Raw genomic sequence first — 24,250 nt, forward strand, 5'->3', positions numbered from 1 at the left:
CGCAAGGCCCGCCCCTACCAAAAAGGAGGCAGTCATGAAGTTGATTATCGCGATAATCAAGCCGGACAGGCTGGAAGATGTAAAAAAGGAATTGTACAAAAAGGAAGTTAATCTAATTACGGTCAATGAAGTGCTTGGCCACGGCAGGCAAAAAGGCGTGACAGAAGTTTACCGCGGGGTTGTGGAAAGCGGGAATCTCTTAAGAAAAGTCAGGCTTGAGATAGCCGTAAACGAGAACTTTGTGCAGCCTACGATTGATGCCATAGTAAAAGGAGCGCGGACAGGCGAGATAGGTGACGGGAAGATATTTGTCCTAGACCTGCCCAGGGTAATAAGGATTAGGACCGGCGAAGAAGGCGGGGAAGCGATAGGATAAAGATAGACAGCAGGCCACAGACTACAGACAATAGGCAAATACAAAATAAAAACTGGAGTTTTAAAGTCTGTGGTCTGAAGTCTCAAGTCTGATGTTGAAGTAGTCTAAATTAAAAAAATTAAGTATAATATCAAAGCCCATGCAGCTTCATTCTTGAAACTGCATGGGCTAAAGGCTGAAACTTTATGATCTTTATTATTAAACATGCCGTAGATGAAGGCCCGGGATTGTTAGGCAAATACCTGCAAGAAAAAAATATTAAACATAAAATCATTGAGCTTGAGAAAGGAGAAAGGCTGCCAAAAACAACGGATGGTATCGAAGCTGTTTTAATTATGGGCGGGCCGATGAACGTTTACGAAGAAGGCAAATATCCTTTTCTAAAATACGAAAATGATTTTATAAAAGATGTGTTTAAAAACAATAAACCGCTTATGGGTATTTGCCTTGGAGCACAGCTTATGGCAAAAGCTATGGGTGCAACTGTAAGAAAAGCAAAAAAAGAAGAGATCGGATGGGATAAAGTGTACTTGAGCAGCCGGGGGATTATAGACCCATTGTTTTCTGGTGTGGACAGCGTTATCGATGTTTTTCAGTGGCATGAGGATTGTTTTAGCGTGCCTAAAGGAGCGGTTCTCCTTGCCGAAAATTCAATATGCCCGCAGGCATTTAAGGTAGGGGGCAATTCCTATGCATTCCAGTTCCATATAGAGGTCACTAAAGAACTATTAAATAGTTGGGCAAGAGGCATCAAATCCGTTGACAAAGAAAATATATTAGCAGGGTTAAAGGAAGAGTATAAAAAGCAGGCTTACAAAATATTTAATAATTTCTGTAACATAATACCATGAGAATAGCATTAGCGCAGATCAATCCTATAGTAGGCGATTTAAAAGGCAATGCTGAAAAAATATTGCAGTATGTGAAAATCGCCAAATCTAAAGGCGCGGATATTGTGGCGTTCCCTGAGCTTAGCGTTTGCGGTTACCCCCCCCAGGACCTGCTTTTGAAAGAGGCGTTCGTGGAAGATACGATAAAGGCATTGAAAGATATTTCATCGAAAATATCAGGGATAGTTGCCATTTTGGGGTGCGTAACAAAGGATGATAAAAACAGGCTCTATAACTCGGCTGTTTTGATAAAAGACAGGAAGATCAAGGCTGTCTATAATAAGATTGAGCTTCCCAACTATGGGGTGTTTGATGAAAAAAGATATTTTCATCATGGGAACGAAATACCGTTATTTAAATTAGGCAATACCGTGTTCGGCGTAAGTGTTTGCGAGGACCTCTGGCTTGCCAGGGTGACTGAAGAACAAAAACAAAAAGGGGCGCAGGCGGTATTTAATATATCTTCTTCTCCTTATCATATTGACAAAGCAAGCGAAAGAACGGAATATATCGGCAAAAAAGCAAGGCGCCTTGGTTTATATATTTTTTACACCAATACAGTCGGCGGCCAGGACGAACTTGTGTTCGACGGCAACAGCCTGATCCTTGGGCCGGACGGCAAAGAAAAAATGAGGGCTAAGCCGTTTGAGGAAGATATTATATTTTATGATATGCAGCAGGGCTCTTGCGGGTATCCTGATAACACGGATTATATTGATCTTGGCGGGATAAAAGGCAAAAAGCCGTTATTGAAGAAAAGAAAAATAGAAACAATAAAAGGCCCGGGAGAGGTTTACAGGGCGCTTGTTTTAGCAACGAGGGATTATGTTAAAAAGAACTGTTTTAAAAAAGTTGTTATTGGAATAAGCGGAGGCATTGATTCAGCGCTGACAGCTGTCCTAGCCTGTGATGCTGTAGGCAGGGGCAATGTTATGGGTGTCACAATGCCGTCAATGTATTCTTCAAACCAGACGAGGAATGATGCCATACGGTTTTGCAGGGATAATGGCATAAATATAATTGAAATACCTATCCAGGAAATTTATTATACTTATATCAACTCCCTTTCAAAGGAATTCAAAGGCTTAAAAACCGGCTCTGCAGAAGAAAACCTGCAGGCGCGCATAAGAGGCAATATCCTTATGGCTTTTTCCAACAAATTTGGATGGCTCGTCCTTTCTACCGGGAACAAGAGCGAGGTTTCATGCGGATATTCAACGATTTACGGAGATATGGTAGGCGGGTTTAATATCTTAAAAGACGTGTACAAAACCCGTGTTTACGAACTTTCAAGGTATGTCAACCGGTGCGGTAAATACACAATACCCGGTTCAATAATAAAGCGGCCGCCTACTGCGGAACTCAGGCCAAATCAAAAAGACAGCGATTCTTTGCCGCCATATAGGGTTTTAGACAGGATATTAAAGCTGTATATCGAACAGGATATGGGTTACGAACAAATAACAAGAGCCAACAAGTTCAAGCCAGAAACAGTAAGGAAAGTTATAAAGCTGGTTGACAGGAACGAGTTTAAAAGAAGGCAGGCGCCGCCAGGAATCCGCATAACTAAAAAAGGGTTCGATAAAGACCGCAGGATGCCTATAACGAACAAATACGGTTGCTGAAAAAATTGGCAGTATTATGGATAAAATTCTTGTAATAGTAAATAAGGATATCATTTCTGTGCCGGAATTATTGTTGAAGGAGTTCCTGGGCGGAAAATCAGACGAATATGAACCCTCGGGTACAGGAAAAAATCCGGGAAAGAAGCTTACAATAGCCGGTTACCTTGGCCAAATGCCGGTTATTTTCAGCGAAGATTCAAAAGGTTTGCCGGTTAGTTTAAGCAGTTCGGCAAGGAAACTGCATTTAAGCGGCACGCATTTTGCGTTTATAAGCACGTCGGGTATCCATCCCAGCGGAGAATGGTTATTTGCATATAACGGCAGGTTAAAGAACGAAGAGAAAAACATGTACGATCATTTAATGAATTATATTGATGCGCATAAATTTAAGAACCCTCTTTTATATTTAAAGAAAGCTTTTGAAACTGATGTTATCGCTAAAAGCCCTGCTTCATTGTTTTTGGCCAATAGCAGGTATTTGTTTGTCTTTAAAGGTAAGAACAGCAGGTTAAAGTTTGCTCATCTGGATGAAAATTGGATTTTTTGTTCGCAGAATATAAAAGGTATTAAGTGGAGGCCCGTAAAAAATGGGCATCTGATGGTCGTAGACAAGAAAGCTAATTTAATAAAAAATTTAAGCGAATTACCTCTTGAGCACATGAATAACTACAGCAGAGTAGTTGTGAAACCTATAAGCTCAAGATAATAATACTGTTTTTAGCAGTAGTTTTTTTACAAAAATAGCTGCAGAAATATAATCTAGGACAAAGGCGTCCATTAATTTCACTACGAACAAGTGATATGGGCGTTTTTTATTTGTATAAAATGTATTTTAACAGGAGAAAAGTTAAATGAAAAAAATACTACTTGTCCTATTTCTATGTTTACCGTTGTTTTTCAAAGGCATTGCAGTTGCACAAGAGGCGGCCCAGCCTTTAACTGGAATTGTCCAGGCTTCATCCAGCCCCGGGCCGGTACAATCCGTAACAACAAAGATAGACGGCAGTGACACTGCGTGGGTTTTAACTGCAACTGCGTTTGTAATGCTTATGACACTTCCGGGCCTTGCTTTTTTTTACGGCGGCCTTGTAAGGAAAAAAAATGTGTTAAGCGTCTTAATGCAATGCGCAATGATGCTTTGCGTGATAAGCCTGCAATGGATATTGTTCGGGTACAGCCTTGCCTTCGGGCCGGATAAAGGGTTCTGGGGAGGGTTTAAATGGGCAGGTTTAAGCGGGGTAGGGTTAGAGCCGTTTGCGGGTTATTCAAGTACCATTCCTCATCAGTTATTTATGATATTTCAGGCTATGTTTGCAGTTATTACACCTGCTTTAATAATAGGTGCGTTTGCAGAAAGGATGAAGTTCTCTGCGTTTTTACTATTTAGCCTTTTATGGGCAACATTTGTTTATGACCCGATTACTCATTGGGTGTGGGGAATAGGCGGTTTTTTAAGGGAAATGGGAGCTCTTGATTTTGCCGGCGGAATAGTTGTTCATATCAATGCAGGTATTGCAGCCATTGTTACGGCCCTGGTTATCGGAAGAAGGAAAGGGTACGCTTCACCCACTCCTCCTCATAACCTGCCGTTTACGGTTTTAGGAGCCGGGCTTTTATGGTTTGGCTGGTTCGGGTTTAATGCAGGCAGCGCCTTATCAGCCAGCGGGCTTGCAGTAAGCGCTTTTATTGTAACTAACACTGCTGCTGCGGCAGCCGGGCTTGTATGGGCTTTTCTTGAATGGTTCTATGTTAAAAGGCCTACGACTCTGGGTATAGCGACCGGGATGATAGCAGGTCTTGCTACAATAACCCCGGCTTCAGGTTTTGTAAGTATTAACTCGGCAATTATTATAGGCGCTCTGGCAAGTTTGATTTGTTTTTTTATGGTTGCTTTTATAAAACCAAAATTAGGTTATGACGATTCGCTTGATGCCTTCGGTGTCCACGGGGTAGGCGGGATTGCAGGGACTCTGGCTACAGGGCTTTTTGCGTCAAAAGCGATTAATCCGCAGGGAGCTGACGGTTTATTTTTCGGGAATCCCGGTTTGTTTTTTATACAGCTCAAGGCGGTATTAATAACCATAGGGTACAGTTTTGCCGCTACTTTGGCGATATATAAACTTGTTGATGTGTTGATAGGTGTAAGGGCAAAAGAAAAAGAGGAAGTAATAGGTCTTGATTTAACTGAACATCATGAAGGGGCCTATACGGTGTTGTAATTACAAGGTATAAGGGGTAAGTGATAAGGGCTAAGGGAAACCGAAATCTTTGAATTTGCTTATTTTGTTACTTACAACTTACACCTTACCCCTTATCCCTGATTTAAAATAGTTGACATTCAAAAGGTTTTTAAATATAATCTTGTGTCAATGCATATCAGTAATCACAGGACAACGACGTCCTTCTGCCGATTATAAAATGTATTGCAGATGTTTCAGATAAAAATATGCCCTAACTTGATTTCAAGATCAAATCGGAGGAAACAGCAATGAAAACCAAGGTTAATGAAGGGAAAATTCAGACTATAGCTGACATTTATGGAGAAAACGTGTTCGGGCTCAAGACCATGAGCAAGTATCTTTCAAAAAAAACATACGATTCCCTGCGCGCTACTATAAAAGAAGGCCGGTCTCTTGACCCGCAGATAGCAGACGAAGTCGCGGAGGCGATGAAGAAATGGGCGCTTTCAAAAGGAGCAACACACTTTACCCACTGGTTCCAGCCTTTGACCGGCGGTACTGCAGAAAAACACGATTCTTTCATAGACCCGGACGGGGAAGGCGGAGTAACACTAAAATTTAAAGGCAAAGAGCTTATACAGGGAGAACCGGATGCATCGAGTTTCCCTTCAGGCGGCATTCGTGCGACTTTTGAAGCAAGAGGCTATACCGCCTGGGACCCGACAAGCCCGGCTTTCATAAAAGAAGGCGAGGATTATTCCACACTTTGCATACCGACAGCGTTCTATTCATATACAGGGGAGGCCCTGGATAAAAAGACGCCTCTTCTGCGCTCCCTTCAGGCTTTGTCGAAACAAGTCTGCAGGATGGCGGAGCTGTTTGGGATAGATGCAAAGAACAAGAAAGCCTATGCGACTCTCGGGCCTGAACAGGAATATTTCCTGATAGATAAAGCTTTTTATGATTCAAGGATAGACCTGTTGCAGACAGGCAGGACGCTTTTTGGCAGAAAACCTGCGAAGCACCAGCAGCTGGAAGACCATTATTTCGGAGCCATCAAACAAAGGATCATGGCTTTTATGGAAGACCTGGACCGCGAACTCTGGAAGCTGGGCATCCCTTCTAAAACCAGGCATAACGAAGTTTGTCCTGCCCAGTTTGAAATGGCCCCTGTGTTCGAAGAATTAAACCTTGCTGTAGACCATAACATGATGGTCATGGAAGTCTTACGGCAGGTAGCGGACAGGCACGGGCTTGTCTGCCTCTTGCACGAGAAACCTTTTGCAGGAGTAAACGGTTCAGGCAAACATAACAACTGGTCTGTGGCAGGCCCTGACGGCAAGAACTGGCTTACACCCGGCGATAATCCAAGGGAAAACGCAAAATTCTTAACAGTAATATGCGCCTTGATGAAAGCGATAGATACTCACGCAGGCCTTTTGCGCGCCGCAGTAGCATCCGCAGGGAACGACCACAGGCTGGGAGCTAACGAAGCACCGCCTGCGATACTTTCCATTTTTTTAGGAGACCAGCTTACTGAAATAATAGAACATATAGAAAAAGGAAAAACAGGCGGGGAAGCAAAAGATAAAGAGTTCCTGGAGTTAGGAGTATCGTCACTCCCTAAACTTGCCAAAGATGTTACAGACAGGAACAGGACGTCCCCTTTTGCTTTTACAGGCAACAAGTTCGAGTTCCGGGCAGTGGGCTCAAACCAGAGCTGCTCGACGGCAAATATCGTTTTAAATACGATAGTGGCGGAAGCTCTCGATGAGATATGCACGCAGCTTGAGTCCGATATAAAAGCTAAAAAGGACTTTAACGTATCATTGCAAAAGATATTGCAGTCTCTAGTCAAAAAACATAAGAGAATAATATTTAACGGCGACAACTATACCGAAGAATGGCACAAGGAAGCGGAAAAAAGAGGGCTTCCTAATTTAAAGAACACGCCGGAATCGTTAAAAGAGATAATCAAGGAATCTTCTCTGGCGATTTTTGAAAAGCACAAAGTGCTTACAAGAAGGGAAACGCATTCCCGCTACGAGATTTATAAAGAGCAGTATGAAAAAATAGTCAATATAGAAGCTCTTGTAGCTCTTGATATGGCCAAGACGCTTATAATCCCGGCGGTGTACAGGTACCAGAAAGAGCTCTCTAAAACGGTCATCAACAGTGAAAAGTGCAGCTGCCCGGCCTCTAACCTTAAAGAACTGCTCGGACAGATAGCTAAACTTGCTGAAGATACGCTGTCGGACATAAAAGAACTCGAAGGGTCATTAGCCGGCGAACCGAAAGAGAAGCTTGAAGCGATGAATAAACTCCGCTTGAGCGTTGACCAGCTTGAAGGCCTTGTGCCAAAAGAGTTCTGGCCTCTGGCTTCCTACACGTCAATGATGTTTGTGATGTAAGAAAATCAGACTACAGACCACAGACGACAGACTACAGATTGATTGTTATAATTTAGTCTATAGTCTGTAGTCTGAAGTCTTTAATCTGAGGTTCCATGTCAAAAATATTCACGTTGATGAGCACAGGGCTTCCTGAGTTAGATAAAGTTATCCAGGGAGTCCAGCCGGGCGATAATATCGTCTGGCAGCTTGATTCCATAGAAGATTATAAGCTTTTTGTCCATCCTTTTTGCAGGGACGCCTATGATAAAAAGAACAAGCTCATCTATTTCAGGTTCGCCCAGCATGAATCTCTTCTACCCGAAGGCGTCCAGGCCCAGGTTTACGAACTCCATCCAGAAGACGGTTTTGAGACGTTCATTGCAGAGATATTCAAGGTAATAGAAAAGAATGGGCTGGGCGCATTCTATGTTTTTGACTGCCTTTCCGAGCTTACCGTAGACTGGTACTCCGACAGGATGCTCGCCAACTTCTTTATGCTGGCCTGCCCGTACCTTTACGACTACGACACTGCCACGTATTTTGCCCTCTTGAGGAACCACCACACCACGCAGACCGTAAACGTGATACATAACACAGCGCAGGTGATAATAGACGTTTACCGTAACAAAAAAAGCCTTTACCTCCAGCCGATAAAAGTTTATAAGCGCCATTCCCATACCATGTATATGCTCCATCACTGGAAAGACGGGAAGTTCCATCCTGAAACAAGAAGCGCGGTAATATCTGAAATACTTGAAGAAATTTACCACCCGTGGCTTGACATATCCATATCCAGGCAGGATATGTGGCCTCGTATTTTTGCAAAAGCGCGCGAGCTGCAGCAGGAGCTGGCTAAAAACAGGAAAAACTCAAGAGAAGAAGAAAAGCATTATAACAGGCTCATCAGGATGGTTGTAACAAGGGACGAACCTGTATTAAAGCTTGCTGAAAAATATTTTGACCTTGAAGACCTTATAGATATAGGAAAACATATGGTGGGCACCGGGCTTATCGGAGGAAAAACAGTAGGTATGCTCCTGGCAAGGGCGATACTGAAGAAATCAAGCCTTGAGTGGCGCGACGTGCTTGAGCCGCATGACAGTTTTTTCATAGGTTCCGATGTGTTCTATACTTATGTCGTTCAGAACGGGTGCTGGTGGTTCAGGTGGAAACAGAGGTACTCGGATACCGTCCTTGAAGAAACCGAGGAAGCAAGAAAAAGGATGCTCGACGGCAAATTCCCGCAGGATATCGAAGACCAGTTCAAGGAGATCCTGAATTATTTCGGCCAGTCGCCGATAATAGTACGGTCATCAAGCTTGTTAGAGGACGCCTACGGCAATGCTTTTTCCGGAAAATATGAAAGTGTGTTCTGTGCCAACCAGGGTACTCCGGAAGACCGTTTAAAGGATTTTACCAATGCCGTAAAAACAGTCTATGCAAGCACCATGAGCCGTGATGCGCTCACTTACAGGCTTCAAAGAGGGCTCCTTGACAGGGACGAGCAGATGGCGTTACTGGTCCAGCGTGTCTCGGGTTCGATTTGCGGAAATTTATTTTTTCCGCACGTGGCAGGAGTCGGGTTCTCGTACAACCCTTACGTCTGGAGCAAGGCTATAGATCCTAAAGCAGGAGTGTTGCGCCTGGTGTTGGGCCTCGGCACAAGGGCGGTAGACCGGTCCGGCGATGATTATACAAGGATAGTAGCGCTAAATGACCCGGTAAAAAAACCGGCGGCGGATTTTGAAGAAGCAAGGAAATATACGCAGAAAAAAATGGACCTTTTAGACCTTGCCTCGAACAAGCATGTGACCAGGAATATTTCAGAACTCGTAAAAGAAAATATCGAACTTCCGCTTGAAATGCTTGCCGAACGGGACTTGTCCATGGAAGAAAGGGCAAAGGAAGCAGGCCTGCATGATGTTTTCTCCTGGGTTTTTAATTTTGATAATTTCCTGTCGAAAACAGATTTCCCCAAAGACATGAACAGGATGCTTTCTACCCTTAATGACGCGTACGATTATCCGGTTGATATAGAATTCACGGCCAATATATTCGATGGCAATAAATATAAGGTAAACCTGCTCCAGTGCAGGCCGTTCCAGGTAAAAAAGGAAGTCAGGATCGTAAAAGACCCGGGCAAGATACCTCAGAAAGACATGATACTTAAGACAAGTGGGCCTATCATAGGCAGCAGCATACAGACTATAATAGACAGGATAATCTATGTTGTGCCTTCGGTCTACGGCAAACTTCCTGAGAATGAAAGGTACCAGGTCGCAAATGTAATAGGCAAGGTCACAAATTTAGAGAAAAAAGATAAAAAGAAAATAATCATGCTCATCGGGCCCGGCAGGTGGGGGACAACGACCCCGTCCTTAGGAGTCCCGGTACAGTTCGGGGACATAAACAATGTTTCTGTCCTTTGCGAGATGGCTGAAATGCACGAAGGCCTTGTGCCCGATGTGTCCTTGGGCACTCATTTTTTTAATGACCTGGTAGAACTGGACATGCTTTACTTGGCTGTCTATCCCCAGCGGGAAGATAATTTTATCAATAAAGCATTCCTTGAAAATGCAAATAACCGGCTTTTAAACCTTGTCCCTGAAGCGGGAAAATGGAAAGATGCAGTACGTGTAATAGACCTGGCTGGAGCAAACAAGGAACAGGTAATATATTTAAATGTAAATTCGACAGAACAAAAGGGTGTATGCTATATAGGGGCAAAATAACAGAAAGACAGACATGAGACATCCGACAGCAGACATCAGACCTCGAACAACCGATTTTGGGTTGAGGGATACTAAAAGATAAATGAAAACACGTATAGAGTTAGCATACAAACTAAATTATATAGATTCCGTTAAATTTGAAAAAATAGAAAAATTGTGCGATGACACATCTAAAATGTTATATGGCTTAATTGATTATATTGAAAAAGAATGTTCTCTGTAGTCTTTAGTCAGAAGTCTGTTGTCTGAGGTCTGTAGTCTGTGGTCGGAAGTCTGTAGTCTGATAAGGAATAATATGAACAACTTCGGTTTATACAATAAAGAATACGAGCATGACAGCTGCGGCGTGGGTTTTGTCGTAAACATAAACGGCAAGGCTTCGTATAACATCGTGTCCGAAGGCATAACTATTTTAAAGAATTTGGTGCACAGGGGCGCAACGGGCGGAGATCTAAAGACCGGTGACGGGGCAGGTATCCTTGTCCAGATACCGCACGAGTTCTTTTTAAAAGAATCCATGGCAGCGGGCTTTAGCCTGCCTGACAAGAACGAGTACGGGGCCGGTTTTTTGTTCCTTCCGAAAGAAAAGGTTTTAAGAGAGTCTCTTGAGAATAAAATAAAAGAGATAATTGTTAAAGAGGGCGGTAATGTGCTCGGCTTCAGGGATGTACCGGTCGACCCGGAATGCCTTGGAGAGATAGCAAGGCGGTCCATGCCTTTTATGAAGCAGGTGTTCGTTCAGTTTAAAGGCTTAAAAAACGGCGAGCTTGAGAGGAAACTCTATGTTGTCAGAAAAGTAATAGAAAATTATGTCCTTAGCAAGAAGATACCTATAGAAGATTTTTATATAGTCAGTTTTTCGTCCCGGGTCATTAATTACAAGGGGATGTTCATCGCCCCTCAGTTCGAGATGTTCTATAAAGACCTCGGCGATAAAGATTTCCAGAGCTCGATGGCCCTGGTGCACCAGAGGTACAGCACGAATACATTCCCTTCCTGGCCTTTAGCCCAGCCTTTCAGGTACATAGCGCATAACGGAGAGATAAACACAATCCGCGGCAATATCAATAAAATGAAAGCCCGTGAATCGACCCTGTCAAGCGTTCTTTTCGGAAGCGATATAAAGAAACTATTCCCGATAATAGAGGCTAACGGAAGCGATTCTTCGATGTTCGACAACGCGCTCGAACTTTTGGTTTTAAGCGGAAGGACCTTGGAGCATTCCCTCATGATGATGGTGCCTGAAGCTTTCGGTACGAAATACCATATAAGCGAGGATAAACGCGCTTTTTACGAGTACCACGCAGCCATGATGGAACCCTGGGACGGGCCTGCAGCCATAGCGTTTTGCGACGGGACCAAGATAGGAGCGGTGCTTGACAGGAACGGGCTCAGGCCTGCAAGGTATGTTATAACAAAATCCGGAAAAGTAGTGCTTGCGTCTGAAATGGGGGTCCTGGATATCCCTGTCGAAGATGTACTGGAAAAAGGCAGACTTGCCCCGGGCAAAATGATCTTAGTCGACACCTTAAACGCAAAGGTAACAAAAGACAATGACATAAAATCAATGATATCAAGGCAGAAAATGTACAGACGCTGGCTGGAAGAAAACCGGATAGAGTTAAGGGGATTGTTCCAGCTGCCAGGCCCGGTAAGCGTTGATAAAGCGTCTATAACAACAAAACAAAAACTCTTCGGGTATACAGTGGAAGACCTGAATATCATTCTTACACCTATGGCGGAAAATGCTCAGGAACCGATAGGTTCCATGGGGGATGACGAAGCCCCTGCTGTATTGTCAGAGAGGCCGCAGCTTTTGTTCAGGTATTTCAAGCAGCTTTTTGCCCAGGTGACGAACCCGCCCATTGACCCGTACAGGGAAAACCAGGTGATGTCTCTTATGAGCTTTACAGGGAGGGAAAGGAACCTTCTTGAAGAAACCCCGCTTCACTGCCACCAGTTAAAACTTTCTCACCCTATACTTACGAACGAGGACGTTGAAAAATTAAAAAAAGCCAAGGTAAAGGATTTCAAGACAGCGGTTGTCCCGATGGTGTTTAAACTAAAATCCGGAAAGGCCGGCCTTGAAAAAGCGGTAGCAGGCCTTTGCAAAGCAGTTGAAGATAATATTGACGGAGGATGTTCCATAGTCATAGTGAGCGACAGGTTCGCAGACAAGGATAATGTGCCTATACCGTCTCTTTTGGCGGTTTCAAGCATAAATAACTGTCTTATAAACAAGGGAAAAAGGCACCTTTCAGGTATTGTAATAGAAACAGGGGAAGCAAAAGAGGTAATGGATTTTGCTACGCTTATCGGGTTTGGCGCAAGCGCCGTAAACCCCTACCTGGCGTTTGAGACTATAGCCCAGCTAAAAGACAGCGGTAAGATATCGGATGCCATAAAACTTGAAACCGCGATAGATAATTACATCCTGGCGCTTAAAAAAGGGCTCCTTAAAATAATGTCCAAGATGGGTATATCCACTATCCGCAGTTATAAAGGCGCGCAGATATTTGAAGCGATAGGCCTGGACTCTGATTTTGTAAATAAATATTTTACAGGCATAGCGTCCCGTATAGAAGGGGTGGGGCTTGAGGTGATCGCCCAAGAATCGATCTTGAGGCACAGGTCGGCCTACTCGGAAAATATTAAGGAGAATTCTATCCTTGATTCAGGCGGCAGGTATAATTACAGGCGTTTTTCCCAGAAGCACCTGCTCTCTCCGGAAACCGTGGTACTCTTACAGAAAGCTGTAAGGGAAGCAAGTTACGAGACATACAAAAAATACGCTCAGACCATAAATGACCAGTCAAAGAACCTATGTACCCTAAGGGGTTTATTTAAATTTAAGAAATCCAAGCCCGTAAATATAGATGAAGTGGAAAGTGTTGATTCTATAGTAAAAAGGTTCGTTACTTCGGCGATGTCCTTCGGCAGTATCAGCAAAGAAGCTCATGAGACCCTGGCTATAGCGATGAATAGGCTTGGCGCAGGGTCAAATTCCGGAGAAGGCGGAGAGGACGAAGAACGTTATATTTCACTTGCCAATGGCGATTCAAAAATGAGCAAGATAAAACAGGTTGCCTCAGGCAGGTTTGGAGTCAACTCCAACTATCTGGTACATTCAAAAGAACTGCAGATAAAAATGGCGCAGGGCGCAAAACCAGGGGAAGGCGGCCAGCTCCCGGGCCACAAAGTCAACCAGATAATAGCAAAGGTAAGGCATTCAACGCCCGGTGTAATGCTTATTTCGCCGCCTCCGCACCACGATATTTATTCAATAGAGGACCTGGCCCAGCTTATCTATGATCTAAAAAATGCTAATCCTGAGGCAAGGGTCTCGGTAAAACTGGTAAGCGAAATCGGCGTGGGCACAGTTGCGGCAGGTGTTGCCAAAGGAAAAGCCGATATGGTCTTGATCTCCGGCGGCGACGGCGGCACAGGAGCTTCCCCTTTATCTTCCATAAAAGGCACAGGAATTCCCTGGGAGATCGGGCTTTCAGAAACACAGCAAACGCTCGTTTTAAATAAATTGAGGAACAGGATAAGGGTTCAGGTTGACGGCCAGCTAAGGACAGGGAGGGATATTGTGATCGGAGCTCTATTGGGAGCTGAAGAGTTCGGTTTTGGCACTATAGCCCTTGTCACCCTTGGATGCATTATGATGAGGAAATGCCATTTGAACACCTGCCCGGTAGGAGTGGCGACCCAGGATGAAACTTTAAGGAAAAGGTTTAGCGGAAAACCGGAACACGTTATAAATTTCATGAGGTTTGTGGCACAGGAAGCGCGGGAAATAATGGCAGAGCTCGGGTTTAAGACTTTCGATGAAATGATAGGCCAGGTTGACAGGCTTGAAACAAATAACGCCATAGAACATTACAAGGCGAAAGGCCTTGATTTTTCAAAAGTATTTACTAAATCAGTCGTCAAGGACCTGGAAGGCTCCTACCATTGCACAAAAACCCAGGAGATAGATCTTTCGCTTGCTCTTGACCCGGAAATAATAGAAAAAGCCAAAGACGGCCTTGATAACAAGAAACCCGTTGTGTTGTTCGCCCAGATAAGGAACAGCAACAGGACCGTAGGCACAATGCTCAGCGCTGAGGTATCAAAACGGTATGGTTCCGGAGGTTTGCCTGAAGACACGATTAAATGCAAGTTCACCGGTGTGGCAGGCCAGAGTTTCGGAGCATTTTTAGCCAAAGGCATAACTTTTGAACTTGAAGGCGATGCTAACGATTATTTGGGAAAGGGACTATCCGGCGGAAAGATAATACTTTATCCTAACAAGAAATCAACTTACCGGGCACATAACAATATTATTACCGGCAACGTGACTCTTTTCGGAGCGACTGAAGGCGAGGTGTATATCCAGGGTATGGCGGGCGAACGGTTTGCAGTCAGGAATTCCGGTGCTCTAGCTGTGGTTGAAGGTGTCGGCGACCACGGCTGTGAATACATGACAGGTGGAAGGGTGATAGTGCTTGGTAGGACAGGGATAAACTTTGCCGCCGGGATGTCCGGCGGGATAGCGTATGTGCTTGACGAGGACCAGCTCTTTGATACGAAGTGCAACCTTGAAATGGTCGACCTAGAACCTGTCAAGAACGATACAGACAAGGCCTTCCTGTATGAATACATAAAAAAACATATTGAATATACCGACAGCCAGTACGCCGCAAAGATAATCCACGACTGGGAAGAAATAGTACCTAAATTTGTGAAAGTCTTCCCGATAGATTACAAGAAAGCCCTGGAACGTATACAGGTCTCGGATTACAAGGGCTCAGAGACCGTGTCAATGACGGAAGAAGTCTTTAGTTAAACAGATTAATTGAAAAATGCAAATTGTAAAATTACCAATGCAAAATTGTGGTTAAAGGCTTTTAGAAACATTTAATTTTCATTTTTCACTTTGCATTTTGCATTTTTCATTGAGGTGTGGATAAATGGGCAAACCTACGGGTTTTTTAGATTACCAGAGGAAAGATATAGCATACAGGCCTGTTGAAAAAAGGCTGAAAGATTATAAAGACGTCAATCAGTACCTTCCTTTTGACGAAATAAAAATTCAGGCTGCAAGGTGCATGGATTGCGGGATACCTTTCTGTCACTCCCTGGGGTGCCCGGTGTACAACCTCATACCCGAATGGAACGACCTGGTGTACAAAGGCAAGTGGGAAGAGGCGCTCGGTCGGCTTGAAAAAACTAACTCGCTTCCTGAAATTACCGGAAGGGTTTGCCCGGCGCCTTGCGAGACCTCATGCACGCTTTCGATAAACGACAGCCCGGTTTCAATAAAACAGATAGAGCTTTCCATAATAGAATACGGTTTCAAGAACGGACTGGTCAGGGCAAAGGTGCCGGAAAAAGAGACGAAGAAAAAGGTCGCCATAATCGGTTCAGGGCCTGCAGGGCTTTCCTGCGCAATGGCTCTGCGCGAGATGGGCCACAGCGTGACTGTCTATGAAAAGGAAGACAAAGCCGGCGGGATACTGCGCTACGGCATACCTGATTTTAAGCTCGAGAAATGGGTCTTGGACAGAAGAATAGACCTCATGAAAAGATCAGGAATAAAATTTAAGACCGGAATAAATACCGGAATTAAACTTACGGCAAAGGCTCTTAAAAGATCCTATGACGCGATACTGATAAGCACAGGCGCAGGCGAACCCAGAAAATTAAATGTTCCAGGTTGTGAAATGAAAGGCCTGTATCTTGCCATGGAATACCTTACTAAGTCGAACAAGTATGTAAGCGGAAAACTAAAGAAAACTGAAATAATATTGGCAAAAGGCAAGAACGTCCTGGTCATAGGCGGCGGAGACACCGGCTCTGACTGTGTAGGCACAGCCAACAGGCAGGGAGCAAAAAAAGTTTACCAGTTTGAGATACTGCCGAAGCCGAAAGAGTGGAACGAGCCCTGGAACCCTGTTTGGCCGAACTGGCCTGTGATACTTCGGACTTCTTCTTCACATAAAGAAGGTGCGGAAAGGGACTGGTCTATTATAGTAAAATGCTTTAACAGTGAAAAAGGGAATATCAAAGAGGCGGTTTGCGCAAGAGCGGATTGGAAATGCGACGAAAAAGGGAAGTTCGTAATGAGCGAAGTTCCGGGCAGCGAATTCAGGCTGCAGGTTGAGCTTGTACTTCTTGCGATGGGTTTTGTTCACTGCGAGCATTCAAAGCTCATTAAAGACCTGGGCCTTGAGCTTGACGGCAACTGCAACATAAAAACCGGCAGCGATCATGCGACGAGCCTCAAGGGAGTCTTTGCTGCGGGCGATGCTGATACAGGGGCGTCTCTTGTCGTGCGCGCGATATACCACGGCCAGGAAGCCGCAAAGTCCATAAACAAATATCTTTCTAAGTAATAAGCATACAAGCATACAGAAATACTTCCTTGAATATTAATAATAATATTTGTATAATAATGATATATGTAGTTAAAAAATGGTAAAATATGGAATATTGTAAATGAGAACACATAATCAAATTCTGACCTCTCTAACAAATGCTTTTAAATCTATAGGTTATCGAAATAACTTAATTCAACCAAATTATCAATATGTTGATTTTTTTGAAAAAGATTTTCCACAATCGCGAACTATAGATTTGGGAATATTTGGACAAGAACCATTTGATTATAGATCTGCTTGTTTTGGTGTTCATTTATATAAAAACAACGAAACTATAGATCATTTACGTGCTTTTGGAGCACCTCAATTATTTGTAGTGCATAATGGCACAACATTTCATTACATCAATAAGGAAAAAAGTTTAGATAAGAAAAATGAAATTCCCACAAAATTATTGCCTGAATTAATAAAAAAACATATTAAAGATTGGAATCCTGATACTGTAAGAGGGGCAAAATCCGGTATTTTTCCTTCAGGTATCCAACAAATCGATTTTATAGATATTGGATTATTACCCGCTTTGGAAAGTGAAGCCAGTAAAAAAATAGACCAACTAATAAAAAGAATACTCGCTAATATAGATGAGGTTTATAAGCAGAATAATTTACCAGCTGTATTTCACATTGTTTTTCGTTTATTAGCGGCGAAATTATTAAGTGATAGGGATGTTGTCTCCACTATAGATTTTTCCAATCATTCTGTAGCATTAGGGTCAGTTCTAACTTATTATGGAAATAGATTTAATAAAGAAGATATAACTAAAATCCCTAAACAAGTAATTAGTGATATATCTCAAGAAGTGGGGAGATCATTCTCATTTAAGAATTTATCAGTTGATACGCTTACTTATGTATATGAAAATACTTTTGTTTCTCAGGAAAGCCGAAAAAATTATGGTATACATAGTACACCTTCTTATATCGCCGATTATGTGCTTTCCCAAATGCCAATTGATAAGATACCAGTACACAATTTAAAGGTTTTTGACCCTATGTGTGGTCATGGGATATTCTTAATTGCTGCAATGAGAAGAATAAGAAATTTTTTGCCTAAAGATTGGAGTGGGGAAAAAAGGCATGATTTTTTCATTAAGCGTTTAAGAGGAACAGACATAGACTCATTTTCCATAGAAGTTGCCAGAATGTGTTTAATGCTTGCTGATTTTCCTGAAAGAAACGGCTGGAATTTAAATAATGATGATATTTTTAGAGGTAATCTCCTGGAAAATGAGATATCAAAAACAACAATCCTGGTAGGAAATCCCCCTTTTGGAAATATAAAAATAAAATCTCATGACATACCAAAACCCGTTGAACTTTTAAGAAGGGTCTTTCCAAAACTTTCAAAAGGTTCTTTAATAGGGATGGTTTTACCTAAAACAATTCTTGATAGCAATGATTACAAAAAAGAGAGGGACTTGTTATTGAGTAATTTTAGTATTTTAAGTATTACATCATTGCCTGATAAAATATTTAAGTATTCCGATGAAGAAACCGTAGTTCTGATTGCAGAAAAAAGTCAAGAAAAAATTAAAAGTACTTTTACAAAATATCAGGAAGTGAAAGATAAAGATAGAGAAAAGTTTAAAACTAATAATAAATTTACTTATACTGATGCTGTACCACAAGAATATTTTTCGAAAGATAAAAACTTAATAGTCCCGCCCTTAAGAGAATTATGGGAAAGATTGGAAAAATGTCATAGATTCAGTGAAATTGCTGTTATAAGAACAGGTGTTGAATATAAATCTAATTTAGATAAAAACAGGTGGTTAATTAATAGTCATTCTTCTGATGCTGTGCACGGGATAGCAGATACAAATGATATCGAGCAATTTAGAGTAATTAATTCAATATATATGAGCACAGATAAAGAATTAAGAAGAAATTCTTGTCACAAATTTGAAGATATTGATTGGCATATTCCTAAAGTTATAGTTCCCTGTAGCAGATTATCTCGTGGGGTCTGGAGATATGTAGCAGCTATTGATTATAAAGGGCTTATGATTTGGCGTAATTTATGTGGTGTTTGGCCTAGTAACAAAGATATAAGCATAGAACTACTTGCTGCTTTATTGAATTCACCTTTAGCACAAGCATATGTATACTGTCATTCTACACAGAGAGGTGTTCCTGTGAGGGTTTATAAGAAAATACCTATACCAGATAATCTACATCATATTAATTACTTTATAGAAGGACTTGTAAAGAAATATTTAGAAGATGTTATCAAAAATAAAGAAAAAGCAAAAAAAACACTTTTAGAAATAGATGCTGAGATACTAAAAATTTATAATATGCCCCCGAAGTTAGAAAGACAGCTATTAGATTTATTTTGGGGTCAGAAGCGTAAGGTGCCTTTTGATTTTACAGGGTATGTCCCTTCGGAAAATGCTTCATGGATACCTTTGCATGTATATATTTCTGATAAATATAAAGAAGCACATCCTAAGAACATATTAGAAAAATATCCTGTGATAAAGGATAAGAAATTGTTAGATTACCTAACAAAAATAGGGACTGAATAAATATGCCTGGAAAAGATTATTTATTGGACACTAATATACTGGGGTATCTCGCTAACTTAAAAGCAGGTGAAACATCTGATGAATGCAAACGGTTAAAAGCCAATATTGATAGAATTTCAGATAGAAAAATGTGTTTATGTCCAATTTCAGCAGGTGAAATAGAATATGGGCTTCTCGTCAATACACACATGGATAAAGATAAAAGTGATCAAATAAGGAATATTCTGGATTTGTATCCCTATTTCCATATTGATCGCAATATTGCGGTAGAATATTATGCTAAATTGCGAGCTTTGTTATTTGAGAAATATTCTCCAAAGAATAGAAGAAGTAAAGTCAAAAGACTGGAAGAATTGGTTGATCCTTTAACATCAAAGAAATTGGAAATACAAGAAAATGATGCATGGATATGTGCTGTTGCTATGGCATATAATTTGGTGCTAGTAACTAATGATAAAATGAAGCCTATTAAAGATATAATTGGAGCAAATCTAGAGTTTGAGGATTGGCTAATATAATAAGAAAACAGAGAAAAACAGAGAATTTCATTGACTTTATTTTCTTATTAATAGTATAATAAATACCCGAATACAAGTACACATACCTTAGGTTTTTGCTAATTTGAAAATACAACAATCATTAAACGTCTTCAATGCCTGAAATGGTATTTGTGGAAGTTTTGAAGACGTTTTTTTCTTGGTAAAAAACATGAACAAAAAAGCTAAAATCGCATTGGAAAATGGAGTTGTTTTTGAAGGAAGTTCTTTCGGCGCTGAAGGTGAAAGGGACGGCGAGGTGATATTTAATACAAGTATGTCCGGTTACCAGGAGATACTTACCGACCCTTCCTACAAAGGCCAGATAGTTGCTATGACATATCCTTTAATAGGAAATTATGGGGTAAACACCGAAGATGTTGAATCCGGCAGGGTCTCGGTGGACGGTTTTGTAGTAAAAGAAGCAAGCCGGCTAACAAGCAACTGGAGGTCCAAACAAGACTTAAGCGAGTATTTGAAGGAAAACAGTATTATTGGGTTAGAAGGCATTGATACCCGCGCTTTGACAAGGAGCATCAGGTTAAAAGGCGCCTTAAAAGCAGTTATTTCAACCGAAGACCTCAATGATAAAAGTTTAATTAGAAAAGCTCAGGAGTCGCCAGGCCTTGTAGGCAGGGATCTCGTAAAGCTTGTTACCTGTGACAAACCTTATTTATGGAATAAGAAAGGAAAATATAAAGTAGCAGCGATTGACAGCGGTATAAAACTTAACATATTGCGGGAACTTGAAAAAAACAACTGCCAGGTGCACGTATTTCCCGCAAAAACATCGGTGGAGAAGATACTCGATATAAAGCCTCACGGACTCTTCCTTGCTAACGGGCCGGGAGATCCGTCTGCCGTTCAATATCTGGTTAAAACCGTAAAACAGTTGATAGGCAGAATTCCTATTTTCGGCATATGCCTGGGCCAGCAGATGCTCGGTCTTGCCCTTGGCGGCAAGACATACAAACTTAAATTCGGCCATCATGGCGGAAACCATCCGGTAAAAGACTTAAGGACCGGCAAAATATACATAACCGCGCAAAACCACGGTTTCTGTGTAGATATTAATTCGCTTAACAAGAACGATATCGAAATAACGCATATGAACCTTTATGACAATACACTTGAGGGGTTCAGGCACAAGAAACTGCCTATTTTTTGCGTGCAGTTTCACCCTGAAGCCAGCCCCGGCCCGCATGAAGCGGAATACCTGTTTAAAGAATTCACTGACCTAATGGAGAAGAAAAGTGCCAAGAAGAAATGATATACACAAAATATTGATAATAGGCTCAGGGCCGATAATTATAAGCCAGGCCTGTGAGTTTGACTATTCCGGGACCCAGGCCTGTAAGGCGCTTAAACAGGAAGGCTACGAAGTAATACTTATAAACTCTAATCCTGCCACTATTATGACGGATCCGGAGATAGCAGATGCAACCTATATTGAGCCGATAACTCCGGAAGTCCTTGAAAAAATAATCGAAAAAGAACGGCCTGATGCGATACTCCCGACCCTGGGCGGACAGACCGGTTTAAATACCGCAATGAAACTCTATGAAAGAGGGACGCTTAAAAAATATAAAGTAAAAATGCTCGGTGCAAATTATCATACAATAAAAAAAGCTGAAAACAGAGATGATTTTAAAAAAGCGATGTTAAAGATCGGCCTTGATCTGCCAAAATCGGGATTAGCGCACTCTATGCAGGAAGCAAGCAAAGTCTTGAACAGGATAAAACTCCCTGCTATAATACGCCCGAGCTTTACATTGGGCGGTACGGGCGGCGGTATAGCCCGGACAATGAAAGAATTTGAAAGAATAATCGACCTAGGTCTTAAAAACAGCATGATCCATGAAGTCTTGATAGAAGAATCGATAATTGGATGGAAAGAATACGAGCTTGAAGTTATGCGCGACAGGAAAGACAATGTTGTGATAGTCTGCTCGATTGAAAATTTTGATGCCATGGGCATACATACCGGAGATTCAATAACGGTTGCACCTGCGCAGACTCTGACCGACCGGGAATACCAAAGTATGAGAGATGCTGCGATAGCGATAATTAGAGAAATAGGCGTAGAGACAGGCGGGTCTAACATACAGTTTGCCATTAACCCTAAAGACGGGCGCATGGTTGTTATAGAAATGAACCCGAGGGTTTCACGCAGTTCGGCGCTTGCGAGCAAAGCTACGGGTTTTCCGATAGCAAAGATAGCTGCTAAGCTTGCAGTCGGATACAGCCTTGATGAGATTAAAAACGACATAACAAAGGAAACCCCGGCATCTTTTGAACCTACTATAGACTATTGCGTGGTTAAGATCCCGAGGTTTACATTCGAAAAGTTCCCGGAAGCCGAGGATATCCTTGGGATATCGATGAAATCTATCGGCGAAACCATGGCCATAGGAAGGACGTTCAAAGAAGCGCTTCAAAAGGGGCTACGAAGCCTTGAAATAGGCCACTCAGGGCTTGACAACAAAAGTAACTATACTCAGATACCTGATGAAAAAATAGAACACAGGCTTAAGATACCCAATGCCTCGAGGATATTCTATATAAAGTACGCTTTACAGAAAGGCTATACGATAGATGATATCCATAGGCTTACGTACATAGACCCGTGGTTTTTGGATAACATTAAACAGATAGTCGAATTTGAAGATGAAATGCTGAAATCTTCTTCGAAGAAAAAATTATCGAGGGATACTTTAAGGAAAGCAAAGGAATATGGTTTTAGCGATAAACAGATAGCAGACCTTATAAAAACCGATGAGCTTTCGGTCAGGAATTTAAGAAAAAAATACAGGATAAAACCTGTTTACAAACTCGTAGATACCTGTGCAGCTGAATTTGAAGCCTATACCCCTTATTATTATTCCACTTATGAAAAAGAGAACGAAACAAAGAGGTCAAATAAGAAAAAAATAATGATACTCGGCGGCGGGCCGAACAGGATAGGCCAGGGCATAGAATTCGATTACTGCTGCTGCCATGCTTCTTTTGCGCTGCGCGACCTTGGCTATGAGACAATAATGGTCAATTCAAACCCCGAGACGGTTTCTACGGATTATGACACGTCGGATAAACTTTATTTTGAGCCTCTTACTTTCGAAGACGTGATGAACATAATAGAAGAGGAAAAACCGGATGGTATAATCGTGCAGTTCGGCGGGCAGACGCCCTTGAACCTTGCAAGGCGCCTTTATGAAGCAGGAGCAAATATAATTGGTACAAGCGTTGATTCTATAGACCTTGCCGAAGACAGGGAAAAGTTCTCGGAACTTATGGAAAAATTAAAAATAAGCCAGCCGCCTAACGGTTCTACGACTTTAAAGAGCGAGGCTGTAGAGATAGCAGAAAATATAGGTTACCCGGTCCTTGTCAGGCCGTCCTATGTCCTTGGCGGGAGGTCAATGAAAATAATTTATGACGAGGAATCCCTGAAAGATTTTATCTTCCAGGCAAGGGAGATCTCTGCGGGTAAACCGATCTTAATCGATAAGTTCCTTGAAGATGCGGTCGAAGTTGACGTTGATGCGATATCGGACGGCCAGACGACCGTTATCGGCGGTATCATGGAACACATAGAAGAAGCGGGGGTCCATTCCGGCGATTCTGCCTGCGTTCTTCCTCCACATACCTTAAGCGACGATATAATAGAGATGATAAAAAAAATAACCTACACCCTTGCAGGAGCTTTAAAAGTTAAGGGCCTTATGAACATACAGTATGCCATTAAAAACGATATAGTCTACGTCCTTGAGGTAAACCCGAGAGCGTCAAGGACTGTGCCGTTCGTAAGCAAAGCAACAGGGGTGGCTCTTGCAAAAATTGCTGCAAGTGTCATGGCGGGAAAAACCTTAAAGCAGCTGAATTTTACTAAAGAAGTACAAGTTGAACATATATCAGTTAAAGAATCTGTTATGCCTTTTTCAAGGTTTTCCGGAGTTGATATCCTTTTAGGCCCTGAAATGAAATCTACCGGCGAGGTGATGGGCATTGATTCAACTTTTGGGATAGCTTTTTATAAATCCCAGATAGCTGCAGGCCAGATTCTTCCTCTAAAAGGAAAGATATTTATGAGCGTAAAAAATTCGGATAAAAGAAATATAATATTTATAGCAAAAAAACTTTTTGACCTCGGGTTCCAGATAATAACGACAAAAGGCACTTCAAAGGTCTTAAAGTCGAACAATATCCCCTGTGAAGAAATAGGAAAGATAGGCGAGGGAAATGAAGAAGTCCTTGAGCGCATAAAGAAAGGCGAGATAAAGCTTATCATTAACACCCCGAGCGGAAGGCGGGGCCAGTTTGACATGAGGCCTATAAGAAGCCTTTCTGCCCAGAACGGCATCCCCTGCATTACGACCATCCAGGGTGCCCAGGCAGCAGTGAACGGAATAGAAGCGATAATGAGCGGAAAACTTAAAGTAAAGCCGATACAAGAATATATTAAATAGACATCAGACTACAGACCGCAGACTATAGACTAACTTCAAAAACGAATCTGTTATTATGTGGTTTTTAGTCTGTAGTCTGTGGTCTATAGTCTGCAGTTAT

14 protein-coding genes are annotated in these 24,250 nt (G+C 42.1%); all 14 read left to right on the plus strand.

All coding sequences use genetic code 11. From position 1 onward, the window contains the following. Positions 1 to 34: 34 nt before the first annotated feature. Entirely contained in the window at positions 35 to 376 is a 342-nt protein-coding gene (locus LHV68_09265; GenBank protein MCB4792063.1) for a P-II family nitrogen regulator, read from the plus strand. A 185-nt stretch (positions 377 to 561) separates the two neighbouring features. Beyond that, a complete protein-coding gene (locus tag LHV68_09270) occupies positions 562 to 1,227 on the plus strand; it encodes a type 1 glutamine amidotransferase (protein MCB4792064.1) in 666 nt (221 codons plus the stop codon). Beyond that, a complete protein-coding gene (locus LHV68_09275; protein ID MCB4792065.1) occupies positions 1,224 to 2,891 on the plus strand; it encodes an NAD+ synthase in 1,668 nt (555 codons plus the stop codon). The genes LHV68_09270 and LHV68_09275 overlap by 4 nt, the downstream gene beginning before the upstream one ends. Positions 2,892 to 2,907: 16 nt before the next feature. Next, positions 2,908 to 3,597 carry a hypothetical protein gene (locus LHV68_09280; protein MCB4792066.1) on the plus strand — a complete coding sequence of 230 codons (690 nt, stop codon included), beginning with the start codon at positions 2,908 to 2,910 and terminating at the stop codon, positions 3,595 to 3,597. A 145-nt stretch (positions 3,598 to 3,742) separates the two neighbouring features. After that, positions 3,743 to 5,110, plus strand: coding sequence for an ammonium transporter (locus LHV68_09285; protein MCB4792067.1), 1,368 nt, complete (start codon positions 3,743 to 3,745; stop codon positions 5,108 to 5,110). 269 nt (positions 5,111 to 5,379) lie between these two features. Then, a complete protein-coding gene (locus LHV68_09290) occupies positions 5,380 to 7,482 on the plus strand; it encodes a glutamine synthetase III (protein MCB4792068.1) in 2,103 nt (700 codons plus the stop codon). Positions 7,483 to 7,577: 95 nt separating this feature from the next. After that, positions 7,578 to 10,196 carry a PEP/pyruvate-binding domain-containing protein gene (locus LHV68_09295; GenBank protein MCB4792069.1) on the plus strand — a complete coding sequence of 873 codons (2,619 nt, stop codon included), beginning with the start codon at positions 7,578 to 7,580 and terminating at the stop codon, positions 10,194 to 10,196. 82 nt (positions 10,197 to 10,278) lie between these two features. Continuing rightward, positions 10,279 to 10,419, plus strand: coding sequence for a four helix bundle protein (locus LHV68_09300; protein ID MCB4792070.1), 141 nt, complete (start codon positions 10,279 to 10,281; stop codon positions 10,417 to 10,419). Between the two features lie 72 nt (positions 10,420 to 10,491). After that, on the plus strand, positions 10,492 to 15,027 hold the full coding sequence (gene gltB / locus LHV68_09305; GenBank protein ID MCB4792071.1) for a glutamate synthase large subunit: 4,536 nt from the start codon (positions 10,492 to 10,494) through the stop codon (positions 15,025 to 15,027). 124 nt (positions 15,028 to 15,151) lie between these two features. Then, positions 15,152 to 16,576 (plus strand): glutamate synthase subunit beta, encoded by a 1,425-nt coding sequence (locus tag LHV68_09310; GenBank protein MCB4792072.1) that lies wholly within the window; start codon positions 15,152 to 15,154, stop codon positions 16,574 to 16,576. A 103-nt stretch (positions 16,577 to 16,679) separates the two neighbouring features. Further along, positions 16,680 to 19,148: an N-6 DNA methylase gene (locus LHV68_09315; protein ID MCB4792073.1), complete on the plus strand. Its 2,469-nt coding sequence runs from the start codon at positions 16,680 to 16,682 to the stop codon at positions 19,146 to 19,148. Positions 19,149 to 19,150: 2 nt separating this feature from the next. Then, entirely contained in the window at positions 19,151 to 19,666 is a 516-nt protein-coding gene (locus tag LHV68_09320) for a type II toxin-antitoxin system VapC family toxin (GenBank protein MCB4792074.1), read from the plus strand. 190 nt (positions 19,667 to 19,856) lie between these two features. Next, a complete protein-coding gene (gene carA, locus LHV68_09325) occupies positions 19,857 to 20,954 on the plus strand; it encodes a glutamine-hydrolyzing carbamoyl-phosphate synthase small subunit (GenBank protein ID MCB4792075.1) in 1,098 nt (365 codons plus the stop codon). Then, positions 20,938 to 24,150, plus strand: coding sequence for a carbamoyl-phosphate synthase large subunit (carB, locus tag LHV68_09330; GenBank protein MCB4792076.1), 3,213 nt, complete (start codon positions 20,938 to 20,940; stop codon positions 24,148 to 24,150). Before carA ends, carB begins: the two co-directional genes overlap by 17 nt. Positions 24,151 to 24,250 lie beyond the last annotated feature (100 nt).

The organism is Candidatus Liberimonas magnetica, assembly GCA_020523885.1.
GTDB lineage: Bacteria > Elusimicrobiota > Endomicrobiia > Endomicrobiales > JAFGIL01 > Liberimonas > Liberimonas magnetica.

Bases quoted from the DNA above. Each gene is read 5' to 3' on its own strand.
- LHV68_09265 (MCB4792063.1), top strand. From the start codon at position 35: ATGAAGTTGATTATCGCGATAATCAAGCCGGACAGGCTGGAAGATGTA.
- LHV68_09270 (MCB4792064.1), top strand. From the start codon at position 562: ATGATCTTTATTATTAAACATGCCGTAGATGAAGGCCCGGGATTGTTA.
- LHV68_09275 (MCB4792065.1), top strand. From the start codon at position 1,224: ATGAGAATAGCATTAGCGCAGATCAATCCTATAGTAGGCGATTTAAAA.
- LHV68_09280 (MCB4792066.1), top strand. From the start codon at position 2,908: ATGGATAAAATTCTTGTAATAGTAAATAAGGATATCATTTCTGTGCCG.
- LHV68_09285 (MCB4792067.1), top strand. From the start codon at position 3,743: ATGAAAAAAATACTACTTGTCCTATTTCTATGTTTACCGTTGTTTTTC.
- LHV68_09290 (MCB4792068.1), top strand. From the start codon at position 5,380: ATGAAAACCAAGGTTAATGAAGGGAAAATTCAGACTATAGCTGACATT.
- LHV68_09295 (MCB4792069.1), top strand. From the start codon at position 7,578: ATGTCAAAAATATTCACGTTGATGAGCACAGGGCTTCCTGAGTTAGAT.
- LHV68_09300 (MCB4792070.1), top strand. From the start codon at position 10,279: ATGAAAACACGTATAGAGTTAGCATACAAACTAAATTATATAGATTCC.
- gltB (MCB4792071.1), top strand. From the start codon at position 10,492: ATGAACAACTTCGGTTTATACAATAAAGAATACGAGCATGACAGCTGC.
- LHV68_09310 (MCB4792072.1), top strand. From the start codon at position 15,152: ATGGGCAAACCTACGGGTTTTTTAGATTACCAGAGGAAAGATATAGCA.
- LHV68_09315 (MCB4792073.1), top strand. From the start codon at position 16,680: ATGAGAACACATAATCAAATTCTGACCTCTCTAACAAATGCTTTTAAA.
- LHV68_09320 (MCB4792074.1), top strand. From the start codon at position 19,151: ATGCCTGGAAAAGATTATTTATTGGACACTAATATACTGGGGTATCTC.
- carA (MCB4792075.1), top strand. From the start codon at position 19,857: ATGAACAAAAAAGCTAAAATCGCATTGGAAAATGGAGTTGTTTTTGAA.